Source organism: Mycobacterium sp. IEC1808 (assembly GCF_002101935.1).
GTDB lineage: Bacteria > Actinomycetota > Actinomycetes > Mycobacteriales > Mycobacteriaceae > Mycobacterium.
The window spans coordinates 17254-42870 of record NZ_LQPV01000002.1; the positions used below are offsets into that span (position 1 = coordinate 17254).

At 69.3% G+C, this 25617-nt stretch carries 28 protein-coding genes; 20 read left to right on the top strand and 8 right to left on the bottom strand.

Annotated features, from left to right (window positions below; all coding sequences use genetic code 11):
* Positions 1–25 precede the first annotated feature (25 nt).
* Complete coding sequence (locus AWB92_RS00275; RefSeq protein ID WP_085183598.1) at positions 26–1363, top strand: FGGY-family carbohydrate kinase; 1338 nt, start codon at positions 26–28, stop codon at positions 1361–1363.
* Positions 1360–2025: a GNAT family N-acetyltransferase gene (locus AWB92_RS00280; protein ID WP_085183556.1), complete on the top strand. Its 666-nt coding sequence runs from the start codon at positions 1360–1362 to the stop codon at positions 2023–2025. The genes AWB92_RS00275 and AWB92_RS00280 overlap by 4 nt, the downstream gene beginning before the upstream one ends.
* A gap of 7 nt (positions 2026–2032) precedes the next feature.
* Here the strand turns inward: AWB92_RS00280 and AWB92_RS00285 are convergent, their stop codons facing one another.
* Entirely contained in the window at positions 2033–2938 is a 906-nt protein-coding gene (locus AWB92_RS00285) for a class I SAM-dependent methyltransferase (protein WP_085183557.1), read from the bottom strand.
* A 176-nt stretch (positions 2939–3114) separates the two neighbouring features.
* Between AWB92_RS00285 and secY the strand changes: the two genes are divergently transcribed.
* The 11 genes from secY to AWB92_RS00340 all read left to right on the top strand — a co-directional run bounded on the left by secY (position 3115) and on the right by AWB92_RS00340 (position 12816).
* Positions 3115–4440, top strand: coding sequence for a preprotein translocase subunit SecY (gene secY, locus AWB92_RS00290; RefSeq protein WP_068104521.1), 1326 nt, complete (start codon positions 3115–3117; stop codon positions 4438–4440).
* Complete coding sequence (locus tag AWB92_RS00295; protein WP_068185838.1) at positions 4437–4982, top strand: adenylate kinase; 546 nt, start codon at positions 4437–4439, stop codon at positions 4980–4982. The genes secY and AWB92_RS00295 overlap by 4 nt, the downstream gene beginning before the upstream one ends.
* 2 nt (positions 4983–4984) lie before the next feature.
* The gene (gene map, locus AWB92_RS00300) at positions 4985–5785 is read left to right on the top strand and encodes a type I methionyl aminopeptidase (RefSeq protein ID WP_085183558.1); all 801 of its coding nucleotides are present in this window, start codon (positions 4985–4987) and stop codon (positions 5783–5785) included.
* 101 nt (positions 5786–5886) lie between these two features.
* A complete protein-coding gene (locus tag AWB92_RS00305) occupies positions 5887–6435 on the top strand; it encodes a sigma-70 family RNA polymerase sigma factor (RefSeq protein WP_081665372.1) in 549 nt (182 codons plus the stop codon).
* Between the two features lie 55 nt (positions 6436–6490).
* On the top strand, positions 6491–7252 hold the full coding sequence (locus AWB92_RS00310) for a zf-HC2 domain-containing protein (protein WP_085183559.1): 762 nt from the start codon (positions 6491–6493) through the stop codon (positions 7250–7252).
* 59 nt (positions 7253–7311) lie between these two features.
* Complete coding sequence (locus AWB92_RS00315) at positions 7312–9033, top strand: thiamine pyrophosphate-binding protein (protein ID WP_085183560.1); 1722 nt, start codon at positions 7312–7314, stop codon at positions 9031–9033.
* On the top strand, positions 9011–9658 hold the full coding sequence (locus AWB92_RS00320; RefSeq protein WP_068104533.1) for a hypothetical protein: 648 nt from the start codon (positions 9011–9013) through the stop codon (positions 9656–9658). The genes AWB92_RS00315 and AWB92_RS00320 overlap by 23 nt, the downstream gene beginning before the upstream one ends.
* A gap of 3 nt (positions 9659–9661) precedes the next feature.
* Positions 9662–10681 (top strand): 3-oxoacyl-[acyl-carrier-protein] synthase III C-terminal domain-containing protein, encoded by a 1020-nt coding sequence (locus AWB92_RS00325; protein ID WP_085183561.1) that lies wholly within the window; start codon positions 9662–9664, stop codon positions 10679–10681.
* Positions 10681–11733, top strand: coding sequence for an aminotransferase class I/II-fold pyridoxal phosphate-dependent enzyme (locus AWB92_RS00330; RefSeq protein WP_085183562.1), 1053 nt, complete (start codon positions 10681–10683; stop codon positions 11731–11733). Before AWB92_RS00325 ends, AWB92_RS00330 begins: the two co-directional genes overlap by 1 nt.
* 8 nt (positions 11734–11741) lie before the next feature.
* Positions 11742–12245, top strand: coding sequence for a MarR family transcriptional regulator (locus tag AWB92_RS00335; RefSeq protein WP_085183563.1), 504 nt, complete (start codon positions 11742–11744; stop codon positions 12243–12245).
* A 22-nt stretch (positions 12246–12267) separates the two neighbouring features.
* Positions 12268–12816 carry a TIGR03086 family metal-binding protein gene (locus tag AWB92_RS00340; protein ID WP_085183564.1) on the top strand — a complete coding sequence of 183 codons (549 nt, stop codon included), beginning with the start codon at positions 12268–12270 and terminating at the stop codon, positions 12814–12816.
* A gap of 26 nt (positions 12817–12842) precedes the next feature.
* On the opposite strand, the gene mmsB is transcribed toward AWB92_RS00340, so the two are convergent.
* The 4 genes from mmsB to AWB92_RS00360 form a co-directional block, all read right to left on the bottom strand.
* On the bottom strand, positions 12843–13727 hold the full coding sequence (gene mmsB / locus AWB92_RS00345; protein WP_085183565.1) for a 3-hydroxyisobutyrate dehydrogenase: 885 nt from the start codon (positions 13725–13727) through the stop codon (positions 12843–12845).
* Between the two features lie 12 nt (positions 13728–13739).
* The gene (locus tag AWB92_RS00350) at positions 13740–14900 is read right to left on the bottom strand and encodes an isobutyryl-CoA dehydrogenase (RefSeq protein WP_085183566.1); all 1161 of its coding nucleotides are present in this window, start codon (positions 14898–14900) and stop codon (positions 13740–13742) included.
* Positions 14901–14909: 9 nt separating this feature from the next.
* The gene (locus AWB92_RS00355; protein ID WP_085183567.1) at positions 14910–16430 is read right to left on the bottom strand and encodes a CoA-acylating methylmalonate-semialdehyde dehydrogenase; all 1521 of its coding nucleotides are present in this window, start codon (positions 16428–16430) and stop codon (positions 14910–14912) included.
* Between the two features lie 77 nt (positions 16431–16507).
* The gene (locus AWB92_RS00360) at positions 16508–17386 is read right to left on the bottom strand and encodes an SDR family oxidoreductase (protein WP_085183568.1); all 879 of its coding nucleotides are present in this window, start codon (positions 17384–17386) and stop codon (positions 16508–16510) included.
* A gap of 84 nt (positions 17387–17470) precedes the next feature.
* On the opposite strand from AWB92_RS00360, the gene AWB92_RS00365 reads away from it, so the two are divergent.
* The 7 genes from AWB92_RS00365 (at position 17471) to AWB92_RS00395 (ending at position 22598) form a co-directional block, all read left to right on the top strand.
* Entirely contained in the window at positions 17471–18043 is a 573-nt protein-coding gene (locus AWB92_RS00365; protein WP_068185803.1) for a TetR/AcrR family transcriptional regulator, read from the top strand.
* Between the two features lie 32 nt (positions 18044–18075).
* Positions 18076–19506, top strand: a complete 1431-nt coding sequence (locus AWB92_RS00370) for an NAD(P)-binding protein (RefSeq protein WP_085183569.1) — start codon at positions 18076–18078, stop codon at positions 19504–19506.
* Between the two features lie 17 nt (positions 19507–19523).
* Entirely contained in the window at positions 19524–20081 is a 558-nt protein-coding gene (locus AWB92_RS00375; protein ID WP_068101076.1) for an RNA polymerase sigma factor, read from the top strand.
* Positions 20078–20767 (top strand): Rieske (2Fe-2S) protein, encoded by a 690-nt coding sequence (locus AWB92_RS00380; RefSeq protein WP_085183570.1) that lies wholly within the window; start codon positions 20078–20080, stop codon positions 20765–20767. Before AWB92_RS00375 ends, AWB92_RS00380 begins: the two co-directional genes overlap by 4 nt.
* Before the next feature lie 159 nt (positions 20768–20926).
* The gene (locus tag AWB92_RS00385; RefSeq protein WP_142281884.1) at positions 20927–21259 is read left to right on the top strand and encodes a cupredoxin family copper-binding protein; all 333 of its coding nucleotides are present in this window, start codon (positions 20927–20929) and stop codon (positions 21257–21259) included.
* Complete coding sequence (locus tag AWB92_RS00390) at positions 21256–22182, top strand: metallophosphoesterase (RefSeq protein WP_085183572.1); 927 nt, start codon at positions 21256–21258, stop codon at positions 22180–22182. The genes AWB92_RS00385 and AWB92_RS00390 overlap by 4 nt, the downstream gene beginning before the upstream one ends.
* Complete coding sequence (locus AWB92_RS00395; RefSeq protein WP_085183573.1) at positions 22179–22598, top strand: hypothetical protein; 420 nt, start codon at positions 22179–22181, stop codon at positions 22596–22598. Before AWB92_RS00390 ends, AWB92_RS00395 begins: the two co-directional genes overlap by 4 nt.
* A 2-nt stretch (positions 22599–22600) precedes the next feature.
* On the opposite strand, the gene AWB92_RS00400 is transcribed toward AWB92_RS00395, so the two are convergent.
* The 3 genes from AWB92_RS00400 to rfbC form a co-directional block, all read right to left on the bottom strand.
* Positions 22601–24025 (bottom strand): PecA family PE domain-processing aspartic protease, encoded by a 1425-nt coding sequence (locus AWB92_RS00400; RefSeq protein WP_241523328.1) that lies wholly within the window; start codon positions 24023–24025, stop codon positions 22601–22603.
* Positions 24026–24159: 134 nt separating this feature from the next.
* Positions 24160–24999 (bottom strand): SDR family oxidoreductase, encoded by an 840-nt coding sequence (locus AWB92_RS00405; protein ID WP_085183575.1) that lies wholly within the window; start codon positions 24997–24999, stop codon positions 24160–24162.
* The gene (gene rfbC, locus AWB92_RS00410; RefSeq protein ID WP_085183576.1) at positions 24996–25616 is read right to left on the bottom strand and encodes a dTDP-4-dehydrorhamnose 3,5-epimerase; all 621 of its coding nucleotides are present in this window, start codon (positions 25614–25616) and stop codon (positions 24996–24998) included. Before rfbC ends, AWB92_RS00405 begins: the two co-directional genes overlap by 4 nt.
* Position 25617: the final 1 nt, after the last annotated feature.

Genomic DNA, 25617 nt, shown 5'->3' on the forward strand with positions numbered 1-25617 from the left:
CCAATGCTGGCGTACGGTGACGCCCGTGTCACGTGATGGCGTCACAATCGGCATCGACGTCGGCAGCACCGCCGTCAAGGCGGTGGCCGCCGACGCGGACGGCCGGGTGACGGCGCGGGTGCGCATTCCACACGAGTTGCGGGTGCCGGCGCCCGACCGGCTCGAGCACGACGCCGACGAGGCGTGGCGCCGGGGGCCGGTGGCGGCGCTGGAGCGCCTTGGCCCCGGACCCGAGGTCCGCGCGGTCGCCGTGTCGGCCATGGTGCCCTCGCTGACCGCCGTCGACGCCGCCGGCGCGCCGCTGACCCCCGGCCTGTTGTACGGCGACGGCAGGGGCCGGGTGCCCGGCTCGGACGACAAGCCGCTTCCGGCGCTGGGCGAGGCCGCCGAGTTCCTGCGCTGGACGGCGGCGCAGGCGCCCGGCGCGGCCGGGTACTGGCCCGCGCCCGCGGTGGCCAACCACGCCCTGGCGGGCGAGGCGGTGATGGACGTCGCGACCGCCGCCACCAGCTACCCCCTATTCGACGGGACCGGCTGGGACCCGGCGGCCTGCGCCGACTGCGGCGCGAGCGTCGAGCAGATGCCGCGGGTGGAGACGATCGGCACGGCCGCGGGACAGCTCCCCGGGACGGACGCCGTGCTGGCGATCGGGGCCATCGACGCCCTGTGCGAACAAATCGTGGCCGGCGTCGACCGCGACGGCGACGTGCTGGTGCTGTGTGGCACCACGCTGATCGTGTGGAACACGATCGCCGAGGCGCGGCAGGTGCCCGGCCTGTGGAGCATCCCGCACACCACCCCGGGCAAGAACCAGATCGGCGGCGCCAGCAACGCCGGCGGCCTGTTCCTCGGCTGGGTGGACCGCCTGCTCGGACCGGGTGACCCGGCGACGGCCGATCCGCGGCGGGTGCCGGTGTGGTCGCCCTACATCCGCGGCGAGCGCACGCCGTTTCACGACCCGGATCGCCGGGCCGTGCTCGACGCCCTCGACCTCACCCACGACCCGGCCGCCGTGCGCCGGGCCGCCTACGAGGCGGCGGGCTTCGTGGTGCGTCAGCTCATCGAGCTGGGCGGCGCGCCGGTGGCGCGCATCGTCGCCTGCGGTGGCGGCACCCGGGTCGGGTCATGGATGCAGGCCATCGCCGACGCCACCGGCCGGCCGGTGGAGGTGTCCGCGGTGGCCGAGGGCGCGGCGCTGGGGGCTGCCTTCCTGGGCCGGATGGCGGTCGGCCTGGAGACGTCGATCACCGACGCGGGCCGGTGGGCCCGCACCGAGCGCGTCGTCGAGCCCGATCCCGCCTGGGCGGAGCCGACCGCCGAGCGCTACCAACGATTCCTGGAACTGTCTAGGCTGTGGCAATGACTGACCAGGACCGCAAAGCCACCCGCCGCGAGATCGCCGACGCCCTGTTGAAAGCCCTCGAACGCCGGCACGAAATCGCCGACGTCGTGGTGGAGTCCGAGGACAAGGCGGCGGCGGTGGAGGCGATCGTCCGCCTGCTCGACACGTCTCACCTGGCCGCCGAGGCGGTGATGGGCATGTCGTTCGCCCAACTGACCATCGACTCGCGCCGCAAGATCCTGGCCGAGCTGGAGGACCTCAACAAGCAGCTGAGCTTCACGCTCGGCGAGCGTCCCGCCAGCTCGGGGGAGACCCTCGAGCTTCGGCCGTTCTCCGCCGACGCCGACCGCGACATCTTCGCCGCCCGCACCGAGGACGTCGGCGCCGCCGGCGACGGTTCCGGCGGGCCGGCGGGCAACCTCGACGACGAGATCCGCGCGGCGCTGGGGCGCGTCGGCGACGAGGAGGCCGCGTGGTTCGTGGCGGTCGACTCCGGCGAGAAGGTCGGCATGGTGTTCGGGGAGCTGGTCGGCGGCGAGGTGAACGTGCGGATCTGGATCCACCCGGAGCACCGCAAGAAGGGTTACGGCACCGCCGCGCTGCGCAAGTCGCGCACCGAGATGGCGTGGTGCTTCCCCGCCGTTCCGCTGGTGGTCCGGACGCCGCCGGCCCGGCCCAGCTAGGCCGAGCTCAAGCCAGCGTGGCGGTGACGGAGATGATGTTGCGCAGCTGCGACTCCTCGTCGTCGGGGAAGACGCGGCCGTAGTCGGCGAAGAACTCCCGCCGTGGCCGGGTGCTCACCTGCCAGCCCTTGCCGGCCAGGTAGTCGACGACGTTGCTGCGCTCGCCGTCGAAGAACAGCCCGGACAGGTCGATGTCGCAGCCCAGGTTGGCCCACCGCTGGTTGAATTGCTGCGCGCGTTGGGTCATGGTGCGGCCGGAGTCGCCGTGGTATTCGGTGGCCAGCTTGCTGCCGGGCGCGCTGAGCTCGGTGATGTTGTCGAAGAGCCGGTCCTGGGCGTCGGGCGGAAGGTACATCAGCAAGCCCTCGGCGCTCCACGACGTCGGTTGCGACGCGTCAAATCCGCTGCGGCGCAACGCTTCCGGCCAGTCGTCGCGCAGGTCGACGGCGACGGTGCGCCGGTCCGCGGTCGGGGCGGCGCCCAGGTTGTCCATGGCGGCGGTCTTGAACTCGACGACCTTGGGCTGGTCGACCTCGTAGACCACGCTGCCGGGCGGCCAGGCCAGCCGGTAGGCGCGCACGTCCAGGCCCGCGGCCAGGATCACCGATTGGCGGATGCCGTCGCGGGCGGCGTTGAGGAAGAAATCGTCGAAGAAGCGGGTGCGCACCGCGATCGAGTCGGTCTCGAGCTGCAGGTCGCGTTCCCCGCCGTCGTCGGGGCCCGGGGCCACCTCGCCGTCGATCAGGCGGACGAAGAAGTCCAGGCCGACCGCGCGCACCAGCGGCGCCGCGAACGGGTCGTCGATGATCGCGTCGGTCTCGGTGGTGGCCAGCGCGCGGGCGGCGGCGACCATCGTTGCCGTCGCGCCGACGCTGGAGGCCAGGTCCCAGGTGTCCTGATCGGTTCGCGTCATGGTGCTCCCATTTATTTAGCAAATGCAACGAGCCAAGCGATTCGAACTCTACGCCTCGAAGGGTGTTGGCAGGACCCGTCCCGATCAGCTGTTAGTCTCGTACACGGTTTGACGCGCGGCGCCGTACGTCCTGGCCTGCGGGTGTTAGGCGCGAGACGCAGGACGCAGGAGGAAGAGTGCTTTCGGCTTTCATCTCATCGCTGCGGACAGTCGACCTGAGACGGAAGATCCTCTTCACGCTTGGCATCGTCCTTCTCTATCGGGTCGGCGCCGCATTGCCCTCTCCGGGGGTGAACTACCCCAACGTGCAGCAGTGCATCAAGGAGGCCAGCGGCGGCGAGGCCGGGCAGATCTATTCGCTGATCAACCTGTTCTCCGGTGGCGCGCTGCTCAAGCTCACCGTGTTCGCCGTCGGCGTAATGCCCTACATCACGGCGAGCATCATCGTGCAGCTGCTGACCGTGGTCATCCCCCGCTTCGAGGAATTGCGCAAAGAGGGCCAGTCCGGCCAGGCGAAGATGACCCAGTACACCCGGTACCTGGCGATCGCGCTGGCCATCCTGCAGGCCACCAGCATCGTGGCGCTGGCCGCCAACGGCGGCCTGCTGCAGGGCTGCTCGCTGGACATCATCGCCGACCAGAAAATCTTCACGCTCGTCGTCATCGTGCTGGTGATGACGGCCGGTGCGGCCCTGGTGATGTGGATGGGCGAGCTGGTCACCGAGCGCGGCATCGGCAACGGCATGTCGCTGCTGATCTTCGTGGGCATCGCGGCGCGCATCCCGGCCGAGGGCAAGTCCATCCTGGACAGCCGCGGCGGGGTCATCTTCGCCGCCGTCTGCGGCGCCGCGCTGCTCATCATCGTCGGTGTGGTCTTCGTCGAGCAGGGCCAGCGCCGCATCCCGGTGCAATACGCCAAGCGCATGGTGGGCCGGCGCATGTACGGCGGAACGTCGACGTATTTGCCGCTGAAGGTCAACCAGGCCGGCGTTATTCCGGTCATCTTCGCGTCGTCGCTGATCTACATTCCGCACCTGATCACCCAGCTGATCCGCAGCGGCAGCGGCGGCGTGGGCAACAGTTGGTGGGACAAGTTCGTCGGCAGCTACCTGTCGGACCCGAGCGATCCGGTCTACATCAGCATCTACTTCGGCCTCATCATCTTCTTCACGTACTTCTACGTGTCGATCACGTTCAACCCCGACGAGCGTGCCGACGAGATGAAAAAGTTCGGCGGCTTCATTCCCGGCATCCGGCCGGGCAAGCCGACGGCGGATTATCTGCGTTACGTGCTGAGCAGGATCACCCTTCCGGGCTCGATTTACCTGGGCGCCATTTCCGTACTGCCCAATCTGTTCCTGCAGATCGGCAATGGTGGAGCGGTCCAGAATTTGCCGTTTGGCGGCACTGCGGTTTTGATCATGATTGGTGTCGGTTTGGATACGGTCAAACAAATCGAGAGCCAACTCATGCAGCGCAACTACGAAGGGTTCCTCAAGTGAGAGTGGTTTTGCTGGGACCGCCCGGGGCGGGCAAGGGTACGCAGGCCGAAAAGCTCGCCGAAAAGCTTGGCATCCCGCAAATCTCGACCGGGGAGCTCTTCCGCAACAACATTGAAAACGGGACCAAACTCGGCCTGGAGGCCAAGCGCTATCTCGACGCCGGCGACCTGGTGCCCTCCGAGCTGACCAACCAACTCGTCGACGACCGGCTCGACGACCCGGACGCTGCCAACGGTTTCATCCTGGACGGCTACCCGCGCTCCCTCGAGCAGGCCAAGGCGCTGCACGAGATGCTCGAACGGCGGGGCACCGACATCGACGCCGTGGTCGAATTCCGCGTCTCGCAGGACGAACTGCTGCACCGGCTCAAGGGGCGCGGCCGGGCCGATGACACCGACGACGTCATCCTCAACCGGATGAAGGTCTACCGCGACGAGACGGCGCCGCTGCTGGAGTACTACAGCAGCGAATTGAAGACGGTCGACGCGGTCGGCACGGTGGACGAGGTGTTCGCCCGCGCGCTGCGGGCGCTGGGCAAGTAATCATGAGCGCGCTGGCGCGGCTGCGGAGTCGCAGGGTCGTGCCGCAGCGCAGCCCGGGTGAGCTCGACGCGATGGCGGCGGCCGGCGCGGTGGTCGCCGCCGCGCTGCGGGCGGTCCACGCGGCCGCGGTCGAGGGGGCGTCCACCCTCAGCCTCGATGAGATCGCCGAGTCGGTGATCCGCGAGGCCGGGGCGGTTCCGTCGTTCCTGGGCTATCACGGCTACCCGGCGTCGATCTGCGCCTCCGTCAACGACCGCGTGGTGCACGGCATCCCGTCCGCCGCCGAAGTACTGGCGCCCGGCGACCTGGTGTCCATCGACTGCGGCGCGGTGCTGGACGGCTGGCACGGCGACGCCGCCATTACCTTCGGGGTCGGGAGGCTGGATGGGGCCGACGAAGCGCTGTGCGACGCGACCCGGGAATCGCTGCAGGCCGGCATCGCGGCGATGGTGGTCGGCAACCGGCTGACCGACGTGGCGCACGCCATCGAAATGGGCACCCGCGCCGCCGCGGCCCGCTACGGGCTCCCGTTCGGGATCGTGGAGGGCTACGGCGGCCACGGCATCGGCCGGCAAATGCATATGGACCCTTTCCTGCCCAACGAGGGCTCGCCCGGGCGGGGGCCCCTGCTGGCCCCGGGCTCGGTGCTCGCGATCGAACCCATGCTGACGCTGGGAACCAGCAAAACAAGGGTGCTCGACGACGAATGGACCGTCACGACCGCCGACGGGTCGCGCGCGGCGCATTGGGAGCACACCGTCGCGGTCACCGAAACCGGCCCGCGGATCTTGACCCTCGCATGAACTCGCCCCGATCGCGATCGCGGCGAAGCCGGGCGCGGCGGGTCGGGGCGCATTGAACCCAGCGCCTGCTCCACTCGTTTCTGAGGGCAGGAGGTGATCGAGTGGCTCGTGTGGCCGGCACTCGGGGGGCGTCCGGGGCTGCTGCCGAGGCCGCTCTGATGAAGGCGCTCTACGACGAACACGCCGCGGTCTTGTGGCGCTACGCGCTCCGGTTGACGGGGGACGCCAGCCAGGCCGAGGACGTCGTCCAGGAGACGCTGTTGCGGGCCTGGCAACATCCGGAGGTCATCGGCGACACCGAGAGGTCGGCGCGGGCGTGGCTGTTCACCGTGGCGCGCAACATGATCATCGACGACCGACGCAGCGCCAGGTACCGCAACGTCGTCGGTTCGCTGGACGAATCGGGGGCGCCCGAGCAATCGACGCCGGACGAGGTGAACGCGGCGCTGGACCGGCTGCTGATAGCCGAGGCCATGACGCAGTTGTCCGCCGAGCACCGGGCGGTGATCGAGCGGTCCTACTACCGCGGCTGGACAACCGCGCAGATTGCTACCGACCTCGAGATCGCTGAAGGAACCGTGAAGTCGCGACTACACTATGCCGTGCGGGCGTTGCGGCTCACTCTGCAGGAACTTGGAGTCACGCGATGACCATCCAGACGGTCGTCGGCTCCGAATGCTTGATGGGTGACAGGAGAAGGACGAGATGAGGACGCCGCTACGGGGCATCGGCCCGCCGGGTGACAACCCGTTTGACAAAGAGGTGTTGACCGTGGAAGACGATCACCGCTACGCGATGTGGGATGCCGCATACGTGTTGGGGTCGCTGTCGGCTTCCGACCGCCGCGAGTTCGAGGCGCACATGGCCGGCTGCCCGGCATGCCGGGAGGCCGTCGCCGATCTGAGCGGCGTGCCGGCCCTGCTGTCCCAGCTCGACGCCGAACAGGTGGCTGCGATGAACGAGTCCGGCCGCACCGTCACGGCGGCGCCGGAGATCTCGCCGGAGCTGTTGCCCTCGTTGCTCGCAACGGTGCGCTGGCGCCGGCGCCGCGCCCGGGTGGCGACGTGGGTGGCGTCGTCGGCCGCGGCCGCGGTGCTGGGGATCGGCGTGCTGGTCGGGGTGCAGGGGAACTCGGCGCCCGCGCAGCAGGTGGCCGGCTCCTCGCAGCCGATGGCGCAGATCGGCACCACCCTGTTGGCCTCCACGGTGCAGCTGTCCAGCCAACATTGGGGGACGTCGATCAACCTGAAGTGTGTCTGCCTGGCTCCGCTGAACGCACACCACGACACGCTGGCGATGGTCGTCGTGGGTCGCGACGGCAGCCAAACCCGGTTGGCGACGTGGGTGGCCGAACCCGGTCACACCGCCACGCCCGCGGGCAGCATCTCGACGCCGGTCGACCAGATCGCTGCCGTGCAAGTGGTTTCCGCTGACAGCGGGCAGGTTCTGCTGCAGCGTTCGCTGTAACCCGTCTGTAAAAACCGACGCGCGGTGAACTCAAGTTCGCCGCGCGTCGTGTTACAGGCATGCCCAGGAAGCAGCGAGTGGTCGACCACATCGTCGAGCGGCTCGCCTCGGTCGGCGTCGACCACATCTTCGGTGTCGACGGCGCCAACATCGAGGACCTCTACGACGCCGCGCACTTCCGCAGCGACATCACCGCCGTGCTGGCCAAGCACGAATTCTCCGCCGCCGCCATGGCCGACGGCTACAGCCGCAGCGGGGCCGGGCTGGGCTCCGGCCTGGGCGTCGTCGCAGCGACGTCGGGCGGCGGGGCGCTGAATCTTGTTGCCGCCCTTGGTGAGTCGCTGACAAGCCGGGTCCCGGTGCTGGCCCTTGTCGGTCAAGCCCCGACCGCCCTGGACGGCCGCGGCAGCTTTCAGGACACCAGCGGCGAGAACGGCTCGCTGAACGCGCTGGCGTTGTTTTCCGCGGTGTCGGTGTCGTGCGAGCGGGTGCTGCACCCCGCCGACGCCGCACCGGCCTTGACGCGGGCGATCGCCGCTGCGCGGACCGGCGGCCCCGCGGTGCTGTTGTTGCCCAAGGACATTCAGCAGGGCAGCGTCGTTTGCGGGCAGAACGGCTGGCCCACCGAGGAGCTGCGGCCGATCGGCAACCCGCATCCGATCGTCGGGCTGCTGCGCGACGCGAACGGCCCGGTCACCATCATCGTCGGCGAGCAGGTCGCCCGCGACAACGCCCGCGCCGAGCTGGAGGCCCTGCGCGCGGTGCTGCGGGCGCGGGTGGCGACCGTGCCCGATGCCAAGGACGTCGCCGGCACACCGGGTCTCGGGTCGTCGTCCGCGCTGGGGGTGACCGGAGTCATGGGCCACCCCGGCGTGGTTGAAGCGGTGGCCGGCAGCGCCGTGTGCCTGGTGGTCGGCACGCGCCTGTCGGTCACCGCGCGCACCGGGCTCGACGACGCCCTCGCTGCGGTGCGGACGGTCTCGATCGGCTCGGCGCCGCCGTACGTTCCGTGCACGCACGTCCACACCGACGACCTGCGCGGTTCGCTGCGCATGTTGACCCAGGCGCTGTCCGGGGCGGGACGGCCGCCGAGGGTGCGGGTGCCCGACGCGGTGCGGCACACCGAATTGTCCCCGCCGCCGTGCGCCGGGCCCGGGGTGCGCTACCGGGATGCGATGACGGTGCTGGATCGCTGCCTGCCCGACGGCGCGGACATCGTCGTGGATGCCGGCAACACCGGCGCGGCGGCGATCCACTATCTGCCGGCCCGCCGGGACGGCAGGTTCGCGGTCGCGCTGGGCATGGGCGGCATGGGCTACAGCTTCGGCGCCGGCATCGGCATGGCATTCGGCCGCGCCAACAGCGGGCGGCCCCCCGGGCGCACCGTGGTGGTGGCCGGGGACGGGGCATTCTTCATGCACGGCATGGAGGTGCACACCGCGTTGCAGTACCGGCTGCCGGTGACGTTCGTGGTCTTCAACAACAACGCCCACGCCATGTGCGTGACCCGCGAGCAGCTCTTCTACGACGACCTGTACAGCTACAACCGATTTCGGTCCAGCCGGCTGGGCGCCGGGCTGGCGGCGATGTTCCCGGGGCTGACGGCCGTCGACGTCGACGACCTCGATCACCTGGCTGCCTGGATGCGCGCGGTGCTGGCCACCGACGGGCCCGCCGTGGTCAGCGTCGAATGCGCGGCCGACGAGATGCCGCCGTTCGCACCGTTCTTGACGTCAATCGCAAAGGAGAACCGGACCGATGTCGCTGCCAGCGCTCGATGACATCCCCACGCCCCTCGACGGTGTGACCCGCATCGAAACCAGTCCCCGGGAAAAGGCCACCCCGATCATCATGGACATGATGCGCTCGGTCTACCCGCACGACCAGGTCTTCGGGGAGTACTGCACCGTCAACGATTACGTCGACTGCCCGCCGGACGAGTTGTTCGAGTACATGTCCGACACCCGCAGCCTCGAGGAGTGGACTTACAGCCTGCGCGGTTTCACCCCCACCGACGAACCCGGCCTGTGGCTGGCCTACGACCGGCTCGGCTCGGAGACCAAGATCTACACGCGGACCGTCGCCAACGAACAGGCCCGCACCGTCGACTACCACTGCGCGTGGGACCAGGGCAAGCACCTGTGGATGATCTACCTGATGCGGGTCGTCGACGCGCAGACGGTCCTGGACAAGCCGGGTTCCGTTGTGCTGTGGACGAATTGCCATCACCCGTTCTACGACGAAAACCCGTACCCGGAGACCGCGCCGCCGCAGCGCCCGGTGTGGGTGGGCGATTTCTGGGACATGTTTGGCGCCGGCCACCTGCTGGAGCTGAAGAACCTCAAGGCCATCGCCGAGTACCGGCACCGCAACGGGCTGCCGGTGACCCCGAAGTGGATGAGGTGAACCATGACCAAGCCGAGCGTGAGCCTGATCGACCTCTCGACCTATCTGCCCGGTGAGCCGATCGGCGCCGAGTATTACGCGCAATTCGCCGAATCCGACGACCTGCGCGACAATCTCATGTTCCGCGCCCCGAAGTTTCGCCATCACGTCGCGCCGGGGGAAAGCTCGATCGACATGATCGAGCAGGCGGTGGCCGGCCTGATCGAGCGGCACGGTCCCGACGTCGTCGAGGGCGCCGACGTGCTGATCACCCACACCCAGGTGCCGGACATGGCGTTCTACGGGCAGGGGGGCGGCATCGCGCACCGGTTGGGCATGCGACCGTCCTGGGTGCTCGACCTGAACAACGGCGGCTGCGCGGCATTCGTGTTGGCGCTCAACGTGGCCCGCAAGCTGCTGTCGTCGGGCGAGGGGCACACCGCGCTGATCGCGATCGCGCAGAACGCCGCCGGGCAGTTCTTCGACCAGCCGACGATCCGCCGCAAGGCGCAGTCGGCGGTGCCCGGGGACGGGGCGGCGGCGGCCCTGGTCGCCGTGGGCGACCAGTCGCCGATCCTGGACGTCGAGTGCCGCACCTACGGCGAATACGCCGGCGAGATGACGCTGTCGTTCGACCCGCCCCGCAAGTGGTGGCAGGCCGGCCCCGGCGAGGGCTCGATCGGCTTCACCGAGAGCAAGATCACCAAGGTGCTGGCCCGCGGCAACCGGCAGGTGCCCGAGGTGGCGCTGGCGGTCTGTGATCGAATCGGCCTGTCCGCCAAGGACATCGACCTTTTGGTCACCAACCAGCCCAACCGGGCGTTCCTGCGCAACTGGCGCGAGGCCCTCGAGCTGCCGCCCGAACGCCACCGCGACACCTTCGATCAGTGCGGCAACCTGTTCGGCGCCGGCATCCCGGTCAACCTCGACCACGCGATCTCCGACGGTCAGCTCCAGGCGGGCGACGTGGTGCTGATGGCTGCCTTCGCCCACGCCGGTGACTTCGCCGGCGCGGCGGCGGTGCGCTGGGGCGGACGGGGCTGATGCAACCCGTCCGCAGCCCCTTCGCCGACGACATCGATGAGGCGTTCCCCACCGCGATCGACCCGCTTGCGTTGTCGCTCAACGAGAATCCGTTCCCGCCGTTGCCGGCGGTGCGCTCGGCGTTGATCCGTTCGATCTACGCGGTCAACCGGTATCCGGAGTTCCTGCCCGACCGGCTGCGCGGGCTGATCGCGGGCCACGCCGGCCTGCCCGCCGAGCAGGTGGTGCTCGGCGCCGGCGCGACGGGCGTGGCGTTGCAGGCCCTGCACGCGCTGACCGCCCCGGGGGACACGGTCGCGATGGCGTCGCCGACCTTCGACGGTTATCCGATCATCGCCCGGATGGCCCGGTTGCACCCGCTGCTCGTCCCCCTCGACGCCGACGGCCACAACGACCTCGACGGGCTGGCCGACGCCGCCGCCGACGCCCGGGTGGTGGTGCTGTGCCGACCGCACAACCCGACCGGCACGCTGGAGAGCGCGGACGAGGTGGCGCGGTTTTTGCGCCGGGTGCCGCGCGATACCGTCGTGCTGCTCGACGAGGCCTACATCGAGTTCGCCGCGCCCGAGCACCGCATCGACGTCGCGGCGCTGCTCGCGCGTTTTCCCAACGTCGTGGTGGTCCGGACGTTCTCCAAGGCCTACGGCCTGGCCGGGCTGCGCATCGGCTACGGCCTCGCGTCGCCCGAGCTGGCCGCCACCCTGTGGTCCCAGCAGTTGCCGTTCGGCATCGCGCTCACCAGCCTGCTTGCGGTCGCGGCGTCTTACGACGCCGAAGACCAACTGCTGCAACGGATCCAGTCGATCAACGCCGAGCGCCGCTATCTGCGGATGCGGCTGAGCGCGTTGGACATCTACACCACGGACGCCCACGCGAACTTCATGTACCTGCCATCGAGGGGTAGGCAGTGGCATGAGGTGTTCGCGGACAGCGGGCTGCGTGTCCGCCACTACCCGGACGGCGGCGCGCGGATCACCGTGGGCAACCGCGCGTCGACCCTGGCGGTGCTGTCGGCAATAGGAAAGGTCCCGATTCGGTCCCAGATGCGGTAAGAAAGGGCGTGGCCGCATCGAGCCCGAAACGCGATCCGATCGCCGCGGCGCGGGCCAACTGGGAGCGCGCCGGGTGGGGCGACGTGTCGGAGGGCATGGTCGCCGTCACCTCGGTGATGCGCGCGCACCAGATCCTGCTGGCCCGCGTCGAGACCGCGCTGCGCCCCTATGACCTGAGCTTCTCCCGCTACGAGTTGCTGCGGCTGCTGGCGTTCAGCCGGACGGGGGCGCTGCCGATCACCAAGGCGTCCGATCGCCTGCAGGTGCACGTGACCAGCGTGACCCACGCCATCCGCCGGCTGGAGGCCGACGGGCTGGTGCAGCGGGTGCCGCACCCCACCGACGGGCGCACGACGCTGGTGGCCATCACCGATCTTGGCCGCTCCACCGTCGAGGACGCCACCGTCACGCTCAACGAGCAGGTGTTCGCCGACATCGGAATGGAGGCCACCGAGGCGGCGGCGCTGGTGTCATCCATCGAAACGTTGCGCCGCAACGCGGGCGACTTCTGAACACCGGGAGAAAGGCAGGACCGTGGACCCACTAGTTGCTCACCAGCGCGCACAGGAGGCGTTTGCCGGCGTCCTCGCCCACGTCAGCCCCGATCGATACCGCGGCCGAACACCCTGCTCGGAGTGGACGATTCGTGACCTGATCGAGCACGTCATCGGCGGCAACGAGCGCGTCGCGATATTCGCGGGCCGCGCCGATAAGCCGCCCGCACGTCCCGACGACATCGTGGCGGCGCACCGGGCGTCCGCCGCTGCCGCGCAGGAGGTCTTCGCGGCCCCGGACGGGATGACCACCACGTTCAAGCTGCCGTTCGGGGAGGTCCCAGGACAGATGTTTATCGGGATGCGCACCAGCGACGTGCTGACCCACGCCTGGGATCTGGCGACCGCCACCGGCCAGTCCACCGATCTCGATCCGGAGCTGGCAGCCGAGGAACTCGAAGCGGTGCGCGCTTTCGTGGGCCCGCAATTCCGCGGGCCGGACAAGCCGTTCGCCGCTGAGCGGCCGTGCCCGCACGGCCGCGCGCCGGCCGATCAGCTGGCCGCGTTCCTCGGGCGAAACGTGCAGTGACGCAGGGCTTCCGGCCCCGCCTTGAATTAACTCGAGCGCAGCATCTCGATGACGGCGCTGAAGTCCTTGTCCGCGTGGGAGGCATCGGACTTGAGGAAGTCAGCGTAGATCTCCGCGGCGTGCGTGCCCAGCGGCGCGGCCGAACCGGTGGACGTGACGGCGTCCATCGCCAGGCCCAAGTCCTTGTTCATCAGCGCGGTCGCGAAACCGGGCTTGAAGTCGTTGTTGGCCGGCGAGGTCGGGACCGGGCCTGGCACCGGGCAGTTGGTGTGCACCGCCCAGCAGTTGCCCGTCGCGCCGGTGATCACGTCGAACAGCGATTGGGCGGACAGCCCGAGCTTCTCGGCCAGCACGAACGCCTCGCCGACGGCGATCTGCTGCACGGCCAGCACCATGTTGTTGCACACCTTGGCGGCCTGGCCCGCGCCGGCCGCACCGCAGTGAATGACCTTGCCCGCCATGGGTTCCAGCACCGGGCGGGCGCGCTGCACCGCGGAGTCGTCGCCGCCCACCATGAACGCCAGCGTCCCGGCGACGGCGCCCTTCACCCCGCCGGAGACCGGCGCGTCCAGCTGCGCAATCCCGTGCCCCTCGGCCAGCGCGTGCACCTCGCGGGCGTCGCTTACGGAGATCGTGGAGCTGTCGATGAACAGCGCGCCCGCCCGCGCGGCGGGCAGGATGTCGGCGTAGCAGCGCTTCACGATGTCGCCGTTGGGCAGCATGGTGATCACCACGTCCGCGTCGGCCACCGCGTCGGCGGCGCTGTCGAACGCCTCGACGCCCGTGGCGACCGCGGCCTCCAGCGCCGCCGGCACGGGATCGAATCCGTGCACGGTGTGACCGGCGGTGACCAGGTTCGCCGACATCGGGCCGCCCATGTGGCCCAATCCCAGGAACGCAATCCGGGTCATCTGTGAGCCTTTCTACGCGCTTGCCCTGAATCGGGCGGCCTCGGCGCGGCCGATGACCACCCGCATGATCTCGTTGGTGCCTTCCAGGATGCGATGCACCCGCAGGTCGCGGACGATCTTCTCCAGACCGTACTCGCGCAGATAGCCGTAGCCGCCGTGCAGTTGCAGGGCCTTGTCGGCCACCTCGAAGCAGGTGTCGGTGACGTAGCGCTTGGCCATCGCGCACAGCTCGACCTTGTCCGGGTCGTCGTCGTCCAACGCGCTTGCGGCCCGCCACAACATCATTCGCGAGGTCTCCAGCCCGGTGGCCATGTCGGCCAGGGTGAACCGGACGGTCGGCTCGTCGAGCAGGGAGTTGCCGAACGCGTGGCGCTCCCGCACGTAGGCGCCGGCCTTGTCGAAGGCGGCCTGCGCGCCGCCCAGGGAGCAGGCCGCGATGTTGAGCCGACCGCCGTTGAGGCCGTTCATCGCGATGCCGAAGCCGGCGCCCTCGCCGTCCGCGCCGCCCAGCATCGCGTCGGCGGGCACCCGCACGCCCTCCAGAATCACCTGCGCGGTGGGCTGGGCGTGCCAGCCCATCTTCTCCTCGTGCGCGCCGAAACTCAGCCCGGGAGCACCCTTTTCGACGATGAAGGCGGAGATGCCGCGCGGTCCCTCGCCGCCGGTCCTGGCCATCACCACATACACGTCCGAGGCCCCCGCGCCGGAGATGAACTGCTTGACCCCGTCGAGCACATAATCGCCGCCCTGTTTGACGGCGCGGGTGCTCAGCGCGCTGGCGTCGGAGCCGGCGCCAGGCTCGGTGAGGCAGTAGCTGGCGATGGAGTCCATGGGCGCCAGCCGCGGGATCCATTCCTTGCGTTGCTCGTCGGTGCCGAAGCTGTCGATCATCCACGCGCACATGTTGTGAATCGACAAAAACGCGGCGACGGTCGGACATGCGATCGCCAGCTGCTCGAAGATGCGGACCCCGTCGAGCCGGCGCAGCCCGCTGCCCCCGACGTCCTCGCGGCAGTAGATGGCCGCCATGCCGAGTTCGGCGGCCTCGCGCAGCACGTCGGTCGGAAAGTGCTTGGTGGCGTCCCATTCCAGCACGTGCGGGGCGATTCGCTTGGCGGCGAACGCGGCCGCCGTCTCGGTGATGACCCGCTCGTCGTCGTTCAGGGTGAACATGTCGCGGGTCTAATTCATTGTCGGGATGACGAATTCGGCGCCATCCTTGATGCCGGACGGCCAGCGGGACGTGACGGTCTTGACCTTGGTGTAGAACTGGATCGACGCCGGCCCGTGCTGGTTCAGGTCGCCGAAGCCGGAACGCTTCCAGCCGCCGAAGGTGTGGTAGGCCACCGGGACCGGGATCGGCACGTTGACGCCGACCATGCCCACCTGCACCCGGGACACGAAGTCGCGGGCGGTGTCGCCGTCGCGGGTGAAGACCGCCACGCCGTTGCCGTACTCGTGCTCCGAGGGCAGCCGCAGGGCCTCCTCGTAGTCATGCGCACGAACGATGCACAGCACCGGCCCGAAGATCTCGTCGGTGTAGATCGACATGTCGGGAGTGACGTGGTCGAAAAGGGTTGGGCCGATGAAGAATCCGCCCTCGAGGTTGGCGTCTCCGAACGTCAGGTCGTCGCTGGTCCGCTCGCGCCCATCGATCACCAGCTCGGCGCCGGCGGCGACGCCCTGGCCGATGTAGTCGCGCACCCGCGCCAGCGCGGCCTCGGTGACCAGCGGGCCGTAGTCGGCCTTGGGGTCCAGGCTGTGCCCCACGCGCAGGTTGTTGATCCGCTCGATCAGCCTGGCGCGCAACCGATCCGCGGTCTGCTCGCCGACCGGCACGGCGACGCTGATCGCCATGCAGCGTTCGCCGGCGCTGCCGTACCCGGCGCCGATCAGCGCGTCGACGGCCTGGTCGAGGTCGGCGTCGGGCATCACGATCATGTGGTTCTTGGCGCCGCCGAAGCACTGCGACCGCTTGTCGTTGGCCGCGGCCGTGGAGTAGATGTAGTGCGCGATGTCGGAGCTGCCGACAAAACCGACGGCCTTGATGTCGGGGTGGTGCAGGATCGCGTCGACGGCCTCCTTGTCGCCGTGCACCACCTGGAACACGCCCGGCGGCAGGCCCGCCTCCAAGAACAGCTCGGCCAGGCGCACCGGGACCGACGGGTCACGCTCACTGGGCTTGAGCACGAACGCGTTTCCGCACGCCAACGCCGGCCCGGCCTTCCATAGCGGGATCATCGCCGGGAAGTTGAACGGCGTGATGCCGGCGACCACGCCCAAGGGCTGGCGCAACGAGTAGACGTCGATGCCCGGGCCGGCGCCCTCGCTGTAGTCACCCTTGAGCAGGTGCGGGATCCCGATGCAGAACTCGATGACCTCGATGCCGCGCTGGATGTCGCCCTTCGAGTCAGCCACCGTCTTGCCGTGCTCCATGGACAGCAGCTCGGCGAGCTCGTCGCTGTTGGAATTGACCAGCTCGATGAAGCGCATCATCACCCGCGCGCGTCGCTGCGGATTCCATGCGGCCCAATCCTTTTGGGCCTCGACGGCCGAGGCCACCGCCGCGTCGACGTCGGCCTTGCCGGCCATCGGAACCTTCGCCTGCACCTGGCCGGTGCTGGGGTTGAAGACGTCGGCGGTGCGGTCGGACTGGCCGGCGGTGCGCTTCCCGTCGATGAAGTGCGGGATCTGTGTGGTCATGGTGCCCTCGAGTCGTCGTTACGCAGCGAATACTTGCATATCCTAGTAACTTGGCTCGGGCGTTGGCAAGGCGCGCCTCACACCGGATAGTTTCCGGCCTCCAGGTCCTCGAGCAGGCTCGGATGCATGGGCCGCCAGCCGAATCTCTCCTGGGTCAACGCGCTCGAGGCCGGCTGGTCCAGGGCGAATATGGCGCCGAGGGGTCCGAAATGCTCGGCGGGTACCGACTCCGCGGGAAGGCCGAGCTGGCGTCCGATGGCCTCGGCCAGCGCGCGCATCGGGTCGCCCTCGTCGCCGACGGCGTGCGCCACCGTCCCGGGATCGGCCTGTTCGAGGACAAGGCGGAAGAGCAGGGCGGCGTCGACGACGTGCACGGCCGGCCAGCGTTGGGTGCCGTCGCCGACGTACCCGGACACACCGGTCCCCCGGGCGGCCGCGACGAGCAGCGAGGCGAACCCGCAGGGGCCGCCCGCCCGGTGGACGGAGCGGGGGAGGCGGACCACCGCCGACCGGACGTCATTGCGGGCCAGCTCCAGGGCCGCCTGGGCGTTCCGGCCGCGCCCGCCGACGAGTCCGTCGGTCGGCACCGAGTCGCGCTCGGTGGCGACGCGGCCGGCGACGGGCGGCGTGCCCGAGGCCATGACGAACGGCTTGCCGCTCCCGGCGAGTGCGGCGCCGAATGTCTCGACCGCGGCAGCCTCCTGGGCGATCGCTATCTCGAAGTCGTCGAAGTGCAGGAAGGCGAGGTGGACGACCCCGTCGGACTCCTTGGCGCCGACGCGCAGGCTCTCGGGGTCGTCGAGGTCGCCGCGCAGCACGTCGGCCCCCATCGCGGTGGCGACCCGGGCCGACGCGTCGGAGCGGGCCAGCGCCAGGACCTCGTGGCCCGCCCCGATGAGCTCGGGAACGACGGCCGAGCCGACCCCGCCGGTGGCACCCGTGACGAATACGCGCATGAGACACTCCTCAAGTGATGGGACTGAAGTCTCATCACGCTACCACGGTGATGGGACAAAGGTCTCATCGCCTACCATGGCGGCATGCCCCGATGGGAACCCGATGCGCGTGCGCGCCTGGTCGAGGCCGCGCTGCACCTTTTCTCCGAGCAGGGCTACGACCGAACCACCGTCGCCGAGATCGCCGATCGGGCCGGCCTGACCAAGAGCACCTTCTTCCGGTATTTCCCCGACAAGCGGGAGGTGCTGGCGGCCGGTCAGGAGGCGTTGTCGCAACTGCTGACCGAGGGAATCGCCTCGGCGCCCGCGGACGCCACGCCGCTTACCGCGGTCGCCGCCGGGCTGGAGCGTGCTGCCGGGGCGATGACCCCGCGCAACCGCGAGCTTGCTCCCCGGGTGAAGGCCGTCATCGCCTCCAGCGCCGAACTGCAGGAGCGCGATGCGCTCAAACAGGTCGGCCTCGCCGCGGCCATGGCGAACGCGCTGCGAGCGCGCGGCGTGCCGGATCGCGCTGCCGCCCTGGCCGCCGAGCTGGGTGGGCTCGCGTTCAAAGAGGCGTTTGCCGAATGGATTACGTCAGACGGTGACCGGAGCTTGGGCGAATTGGCCCGCGCGGCCCTGGACGACCTGCGCACCGCGGCGGCCGAAATCCGCTGAAGCGACCCCGGGCCGATTAGCCTTTAGCCCGTATGCGCACCATCGAGGCCGACTACCTGGTAGTCGGCGCGGGCGCCATGGGGATGGCGTTCATCGACACGCTGGTCACCGAAACCGAGGCACGCGTGGTGCTGGTGGACCGCCACCATCAGCCCGGCGGGCACTGGACCATGGCCTACCCGTTCGTGCGGCTGCATCAGCCGTCGGCGTTCTACGGCGTCAACTCGCTACCCCTGGGCAGCGACGCGATCGACCAAGTCGGCTGGAACCAAGGGCTTTACGAGTTGGCGACCGCGGGTGAGGTGTGCGCCTACTACGACCACGTCATGCGCCAGCGGTTCCTGCCCACCGGGCAGGTGGCTTACTTCCCGATGAGCGAATACTCCGGTGATCGCCGGTTTAGGACGCTGGCCGGGACCGAGTACGCCGTCGACGTGACGCGCCGCGTCGTCGACGCGACCTACATGCGCGTCATGGTGCCCTCGATGCGCCCGCCGCCCTACCGGGTGGCGCCGGGCGTCGACTGCGTCGCGCCCAACGAGCTGCCCCGGCTGGCCGCCCGCCCCCGTTACGTCATCGTGGGGGCCGGCAAGACCGGCATCGACGCGTGCCTCTGGCTGCTGGGCCAGGGCATCGCGCCGGATCGCCTGACGTGGATCGTGCCGCGCGACTCGTGGTTGCTCGATCGCGCGACGCTGCAGCCGGGATCGCTGTTCGCCGACAAGATCAAGACCGCCGTCACCGCGCAGCTGCGGGCGATCCGGGACGCGGCGTCGGTCGACGACCTGTTCGTCCGCCTCGAGGAAGCCGGCGCGCTGCTGCGGATCGACCCGACGATCCGCCCGACCATGTACCGCTGCGCAACCGTCACCCACGCCGAGTTGGAGCAGCTGCGGCGCATCACCGACGTGGTGCGCATGGGCCACCTGCTGCGCGCCGACGCCGGCGAGGCGGTCCTCGAGGGTGGCGCCGTGCCGACGGACCCCTCGGCGCTGTACGTCGACTGCACCGCCGACGGCGCCGAGACACGGCCCGCCACACCGATTTTCGATGGCGCCGGCATCACGCTGCAGAGCGTGCGCGGATGCCAGCAGGTGTTCAGCGCCGCGCTCGTCGCCCACGTCGAAGCCGCCTACCCCGACGACGCGGTGAAGAACGAGCTGTGCGACCCACTGCCGCATCCCGACACCGACCTCGACTGGCTGCGCATCACGCGGGCCTACTACCGCAATCAGCTGCGCTGGCTCGAGGACCCGGAGTTGACCGCCTGGCTGGCCGCGGCGCGCCTGGACGTCTTCGGGCGCCTGGTGGGCGACTCACTGGCGCCCGCCTCGGCGAAGCCGCGGGTGCGGGAGAGGGTCTTGGGCATGGCCAAGTCGGCCCTGGCGGCCGCCGCCGCGAAACTGGACGAGCTGATGGCCTCGGAAGCCGACGTGCCCGCGTGTAACCCGGTCCGATATTGAATCGGTGAAGGAGGACCGTGGCGGCGCAAAACGACCCCCAGAAACCGCTAGTCTCGCGACCGCTGCGCGCGGTGCCCGACAGTGGTTATGAAAGCTATCCCGACTGGGAAGCGGTGTACTCCGACAACGCGTCCTGGGTGTACCGCACGCTGTTCGCGCGGGTGGGTAACCGCGCCGACGCCGAGGACCTCACCGCCGAGGTCTTTCTGGCCGCGCTGCGGCCACTGCGCCTGACCGCGACCGTCGGCGAGGTGCGCGCCTACCTGCGGGCCACGGCCAGGACGGTGCTGGCCGCACACTGGCGGGAGACCATGGGCCGGGAGATAACCTCGATCGACGACATCGAACAACCCCCCGAGAGCGAGGAAGCGATCAGCACCGCGCCCCAGCGCGTCGCGCGGGTTCTCGACGGACTGCCGGACCGGTATCGCCAGATTCTCGAAATTCGCTTCCTGCAAGGAAATTCGATCAAGGAGTCCGCGGCCGAGCTTGGGATCAGCGTCGCCAACGCCAAGGTGCTGCAGCACCGCGCCCTGCGGCTGGCGGCACAGGTCAACGATGGAGGGCAACGATGAACGCGCGAGGGCTGCGGCGCTATGTCGATGACCTGTTGCGGGGTCGCCGGCCGAAGCCGTTTGCGCCCGACGACTTCGAGGCCGCGCAGATCCGCACGGCCATCGACCTGCGGGCGGCGGGGACCGCGGACGCCGAGCCGCGCCAGGAGTTCCTCGCCGATCTGCACCGGCGCCTCGCGGAGCAGATGGACGGCGCGCCGGCACCGGCGGCGCCCAAGCAGAGCGCGACGCGCCGACAGGTCATCGTGGGCACGTCGGCCGCCGCGGCCGCCGCGGCCGCCGCGGTTTCCATCGATCGCGCCCTGATTGGCAGCCCCACGCAGGGCCCGGCGGTCGCGGGTGAGCTGACGCCCAACGACGGGACGTGGCAGCGCGTCGCGTCGAGCGCAGACGTGCCCGACGGCGTCATGCATCCGTTCGACCTCGGTTCGGTCGCCGGGTTCGTCCACCGCGTCGACGGCAAACCCCAGGCCATCTCCGGCGTCTGCACCCATCAGGGATGCAAGCTATGGTTCGACGCACAGAACGACGCGCTGCAATGCCCCTGCCACACCACGTCGTTCTCGCCCACCGGGCAGGTGCGCACCCACCAGCTGCCGATCGCGCCAAAGCCCTTGCCCGCGCTGCAGGTTCGCGAGGTCGACGGCGTGATCGAGGTGTTCGCCCCGCCGCGCCGCGACGTGTAACCCGCCGCCATATCTCTTGGCATGAACATCGCCAAGCTTCGAAAACATGTGGTCGCGGCGTCGGCCGTCGGTGTGTTGCTGGCCGGCTGCTCGTCGTCGCCGCCCACCGCGCAGCCGCCGTCGGTGACCTTCGGATCGAATGCCAGCGGCACGCCCGGGATGCCGGGCATGAGCGGGATGCCCTCGGCGCCGGGTCCGCAGCCGGGCGCCGCGTCCGCGACGGGGTCGCCGGCCGCGGCCGCCGGCGATGCGGTCACCATCGACAACTTCGCCTTCGCGCCGGCCACGCTGACCGTCAAGGCCGGCAGCACCGTCACCTGGACCAACAAGGACGAGGAACCGCACACGGTCGCCGCCGCCGACGGGTCGTTCAAGTCGCCCGGAATGGGCACCGGCGCCACCTTTTCGCACACCTTTCCCACCGCGGGGAAGTTCGACTACGTCTGCTCGATTCACCCGATGATGCACGGCACCGTGGTGGTGACGGGATGAACGATCCGAACACGATGACCCGCCGGCAGCTGATCCGGCACTCGGCGTGGTTCGGCGCGGCGGTCGGTTTCGCCGTCGTCGGGGGCGAGGTCATCTCGCACGTCGCCGGGACGGCTTCGGCCTCGCACACCGGCGCCCGGCCCACGCTGCGCTTCGCCCAGGTGAGCGACAGCCACATCGGTTTTTCCGGCCCGCCCAACCCGGACGTCGCCGGCACCTTCGGCCACGCGATCGACCAGATCAACGGCCTCGGCTACGCACCGGACTTCGTCATCCACACCGGCGACCTCACCCACCTGTCGACCCCCGAGCAGTTCGACCAGGTCAAGCAGATGCTCACCAAAGTGCAGACGCCACACGTCTTCACGGTGCCCGGCGAGCACGATTCTGTCGACGACGCGGGACAGAAGTACCGCAGCGTCTTCGGCGCCGGGACGCGGGGCGACGGGTGGTACAGCTTCGACATCGCGGGTGTCCACGTGATCGCGTTGGTGAACACCTTGAACCTCAAGAAGCTCGGGCACTTGGGTGTCGACCAGCTGGAGTTCGTCGAGAAGGACGTCGCGGGCTTGTCCAGCGATACACCCATCATCGTGTTCAGCCACATCCCGCTGTTCGCGATGTACCCGGACTGGGGCTGGGGCACGGACGACGCCACCCAGGCCCTGAGCTACCTGAGCCGGTTCTCGTCGGTGACATGCCTCAACGGCCATGTGCACCAACTGTTTTCCAAGACGGAAGGCAACGTGACGTTCTACAGCGGGACGACGACCGCCTACCCGTTGCCCCATCCCGGCGACGGGCCGGCGCCCAAGCCGATCACGCTGCCGGCGGGCAAGCTGCACGATGCCCTGGGGATCCGCGAGGTCAACTACACCAAGGGCCAGGCCGCCCTCGCACTGAAAGAGACCAAGCTGCAATGAGAATCTTCCTCCGGCTCGCGCTGGCCGCGTCCCTGGCCGTCAGCGCCTTCAGCCACGCCTACCTGTACGTCCATGGCTACCAGCACATTCCGATGATCGGCACCAGCTTCCTGATCCAGGCCAGCGTTTCGTTCTCGCTGGCCCTGCTGGTCGCGGCCGGCGGGCCCTGGTGGCTGGAATGGTCCGCCGCCGGGTTGGCCGGCGGCTCCCTGGTCGCCTTCGCGCTGTCGAGAACCGTTGGGCTCTTCGGCTTTACCGAGCACGGCTGGGACCCGGCGCCGCACGCGGTACTCACCGTCGTCGCCGAGGCGCTGTGCGTGCTGCTGTGGGCGGCCACCGTGGTCGGGTCGCTACGGTCAAGACGCAACGTCGGTGGGCGCATTCCAACGGTGGAGGCCAGCACCGCTCCGGTTTAGCCTCAGGCGTCGAAGGTCATGGTGCCGGTGCCGCCCGGGCTGTAGGAGAGGTAGATCGGATCCTGGAGGAAGGGCGCGATCCCGGTGTTGAATGTGCCCCCCAGCAAGCTTGATACGACGGGCGTCTGTTGCGCCCCGACCGTCGTCGTGTACAGCAACTTCGTCCCATCGGGGGTGTAGACGGAAATGGAGGTTCCCGCCGGCAGGTATCCGCCGGAATTCGGGGGGCCGAGATTGTCTGGCACGTACCCGTAGAGGCCGCCCGAATCGATGAACGCGCCGGAAGTCTGTTGGAGGGCACCGTTATTGATGCGTATGTCCAGTGTGGTCGAGGGGGCTCCGGTAACGGAGGCGATGGCGGGTAACGGGTTTGCACCGAACTGCATCACGCCCTTGGGTTCATCGATCAGCAGACCCTGACCGAAACTGCCGGGCAACGCCGTCACGGGGCTGGTGCCGACTGGTCCGCCAGAATTGACCCCGACGCCCAAGATGGCTGGTACTTGCGAAGTTGGCACTGGGTTTGTAAAGAAAAAGGCGATGGTTTGGGTCGCCGAGGTGACCACGGCGACGGTGGTCGGTTGGGTGACGATTCCGTTCCCGAAATTCACCGTGGTCGTATAGGTGTTGTAGTTCACCGTCAACGTATTGCCGGGCTCGCCGTATACGACGCTACCGCTACCGGTGGGCGCGCCAAGGGTTGCCGTATTGACGTCTTGGGGCGGGAGAATGAGACCCTTCGACCCGGTGTCGACGATGACGGACGCCGTCGGTCCACCGCCCACCGAGAGATTGGCGATGATGTCGTTGTTTTGCACCGAGATGGGAACCGTTGCCAGGCCGGGAGCGCCGGTGGCCCCGGGCGCGCCGAACAAGCTGCCACTGCCGCCGGCGCCGCCGAGCGCGGCGGGGCCGCCGGTCCCGCCGTTGCCGCCGTTTCCGAGGAGCAGGCCGGCGGGCCCGCCGGCGCCACCGGGCGCTCCGGTGGCGGTGCTATTGCCGCCGTTGCCGCCGTTGCCGGCCAAGATCCCGCCCGGGCCGCCCGGGGTGCCCACCCCTTGCGCGTTCGTTACGCCGTTGGCGCCGTTGCCGATCAGCGGGCGCCCGAAAAGCGTGTTGGTCGGAGCGTTGATCAGCCCCAGCACGTCTTGTTGGAGCGTCTCCAGCGGCGAGGCGTTGGCCGCCTCGGTGGCCGCGTAGGCCGCCGCCCCCGCGTTGAGGGTCTGCACCAACTGCGTGTGAAAGGCCGCGGCTTGGCCGCTGAGCGCCTGATACGCCGAGCCGTAGGAAGAAAACATCGCCGCGATGGCCGTCGACACCTCGTCGCCGGCCGCCGCAAGCAGGCCCGTCGTGGGCGCCGACGCCGCTGCGTGGGCCGCGCTGATCGCCGACTCGATGCTCGCCAAACTTGTTGTCGCATCAGACATTACGTCCGGAACCGCCAACACAAATGACATCCGACCCCTCCAGCTACGGCACGTGAAGCGGTCGCGGCCCGACTACAGCGACAAGCGAATGATAACGACTCCGGGTGGCGGAAGCGCTTGTTTTCAGTGCCGAATTACGAGGCGGCGGGTCCCATTTCGCGTAACCGCTTGACCGTGAGTCGCGCGGCCTGCGTCGAAATGGCCGGGGAGAGGCGGTCCAGGTACCAAAATGCCTTCCACCACGCCGGCACGATGATGATCGCGTGATTGCGCGATACGGCCCGAAGGACGCGATCGGCGAACTTCTCGGGAGCCATGGGCCGCATCGGCTCCCAAAACTTGAGCAGGGCCTCGTCGCTGGCGCCGGTCTTGGTCATCCGCCCGTAGGTGCCGCCGGTGAGGATCGGGGTCCGGATGGCGCCGGGGCACAGGACCGACACCTTGACGCCATGGCGTTCGGCCTCCACCCGCAGCGCGCGCGAGATCGCGACGACGGCGTGCTTGGCGGCGGTGTAGCTCACCGCGCCGGGCGAGGGGAGCAGGCCGGCCATCGAGGCCGTGTTCACGATGTGGCCCGAGCGCTGGCGGATCATGATCGGGTACACCACCTGGACGCCGTGGATCACGCCGTGCAGGTTCACGTCGAGGACGTCGTTCCAGTCGTCGAGGGTGTACGAGTCGACCTCGCCGCCCACCCCGATGCCGGCGTTGTTGAACAGGTAGTCGATGCGCCCGGATTGCTCCGCCGTCGCGCCGACGGCGCGTTCGAACGCCGGGTAGTCGCGCACATCGAGCTCGATCGCGTGGGCCTTGCCGGCGCCGCTGCCGAGGCGCTGCGCCAGCGCCTGCGCCGCCTCGAGTTGGCGATCGGCGATCCAGACCTCGGCGCCCCCGTCGGCCAACTTGGTGGCCAGCGCGGCGCCGATGCCCGACGCGCCGCCCGTGACGAATGCGACCTTCCCGGTGAAGCTCACGCGTTGTCGAGTTGCTCGCGCAGACCGGCAACGAAGCTTTGCGTCTCCTCCCAGGTGGGCAGGAGGCCGGCGGCACGCACCTCCTCGAAGCTGGGCGCCACCGCGTCGCGGTCGGAGAGCGTGAGTGCGACGCCGTCGATCGCCGGCCAGTCGATCGCCAGGCTCGGATCCATGGCAGAGATGGTGTGCTCGCGCTGTGGGTCGTACTCCGACGAGCACAGGTACATGATCGTCGAATTGTCTTGCAGCGCAAGGAACCCGTGCCCGAGGCCCTCGGAGATGTAGATCGTCCGGCGGTCCTGGTCGTCGAGCAGGACCGAGTCCCATTGCCCGAACGTGGGTGACCCGACGCGGACGTCGACGACGACGTCGAAGACCGAACCGGACACGCAGGTCACGTATTTCGCCTGGCTCGGTGGCACCTGTGCGAAGTGCACGCCGCGCAGCACGCCGGCCGACGACACCGAGCAGTTGGCCTGCCGGACGTTCAGGCGGTGGCCGGCGAACTCGGTGAACGCGCGGTCGGTGAGCCATTCGAAGAACAGGCCCCGCGAATCGCCGTGGATGGTCGGGGTGATCTCCCAGGCTCCGGGGATCTTTAGCTCACGCACCGGCATG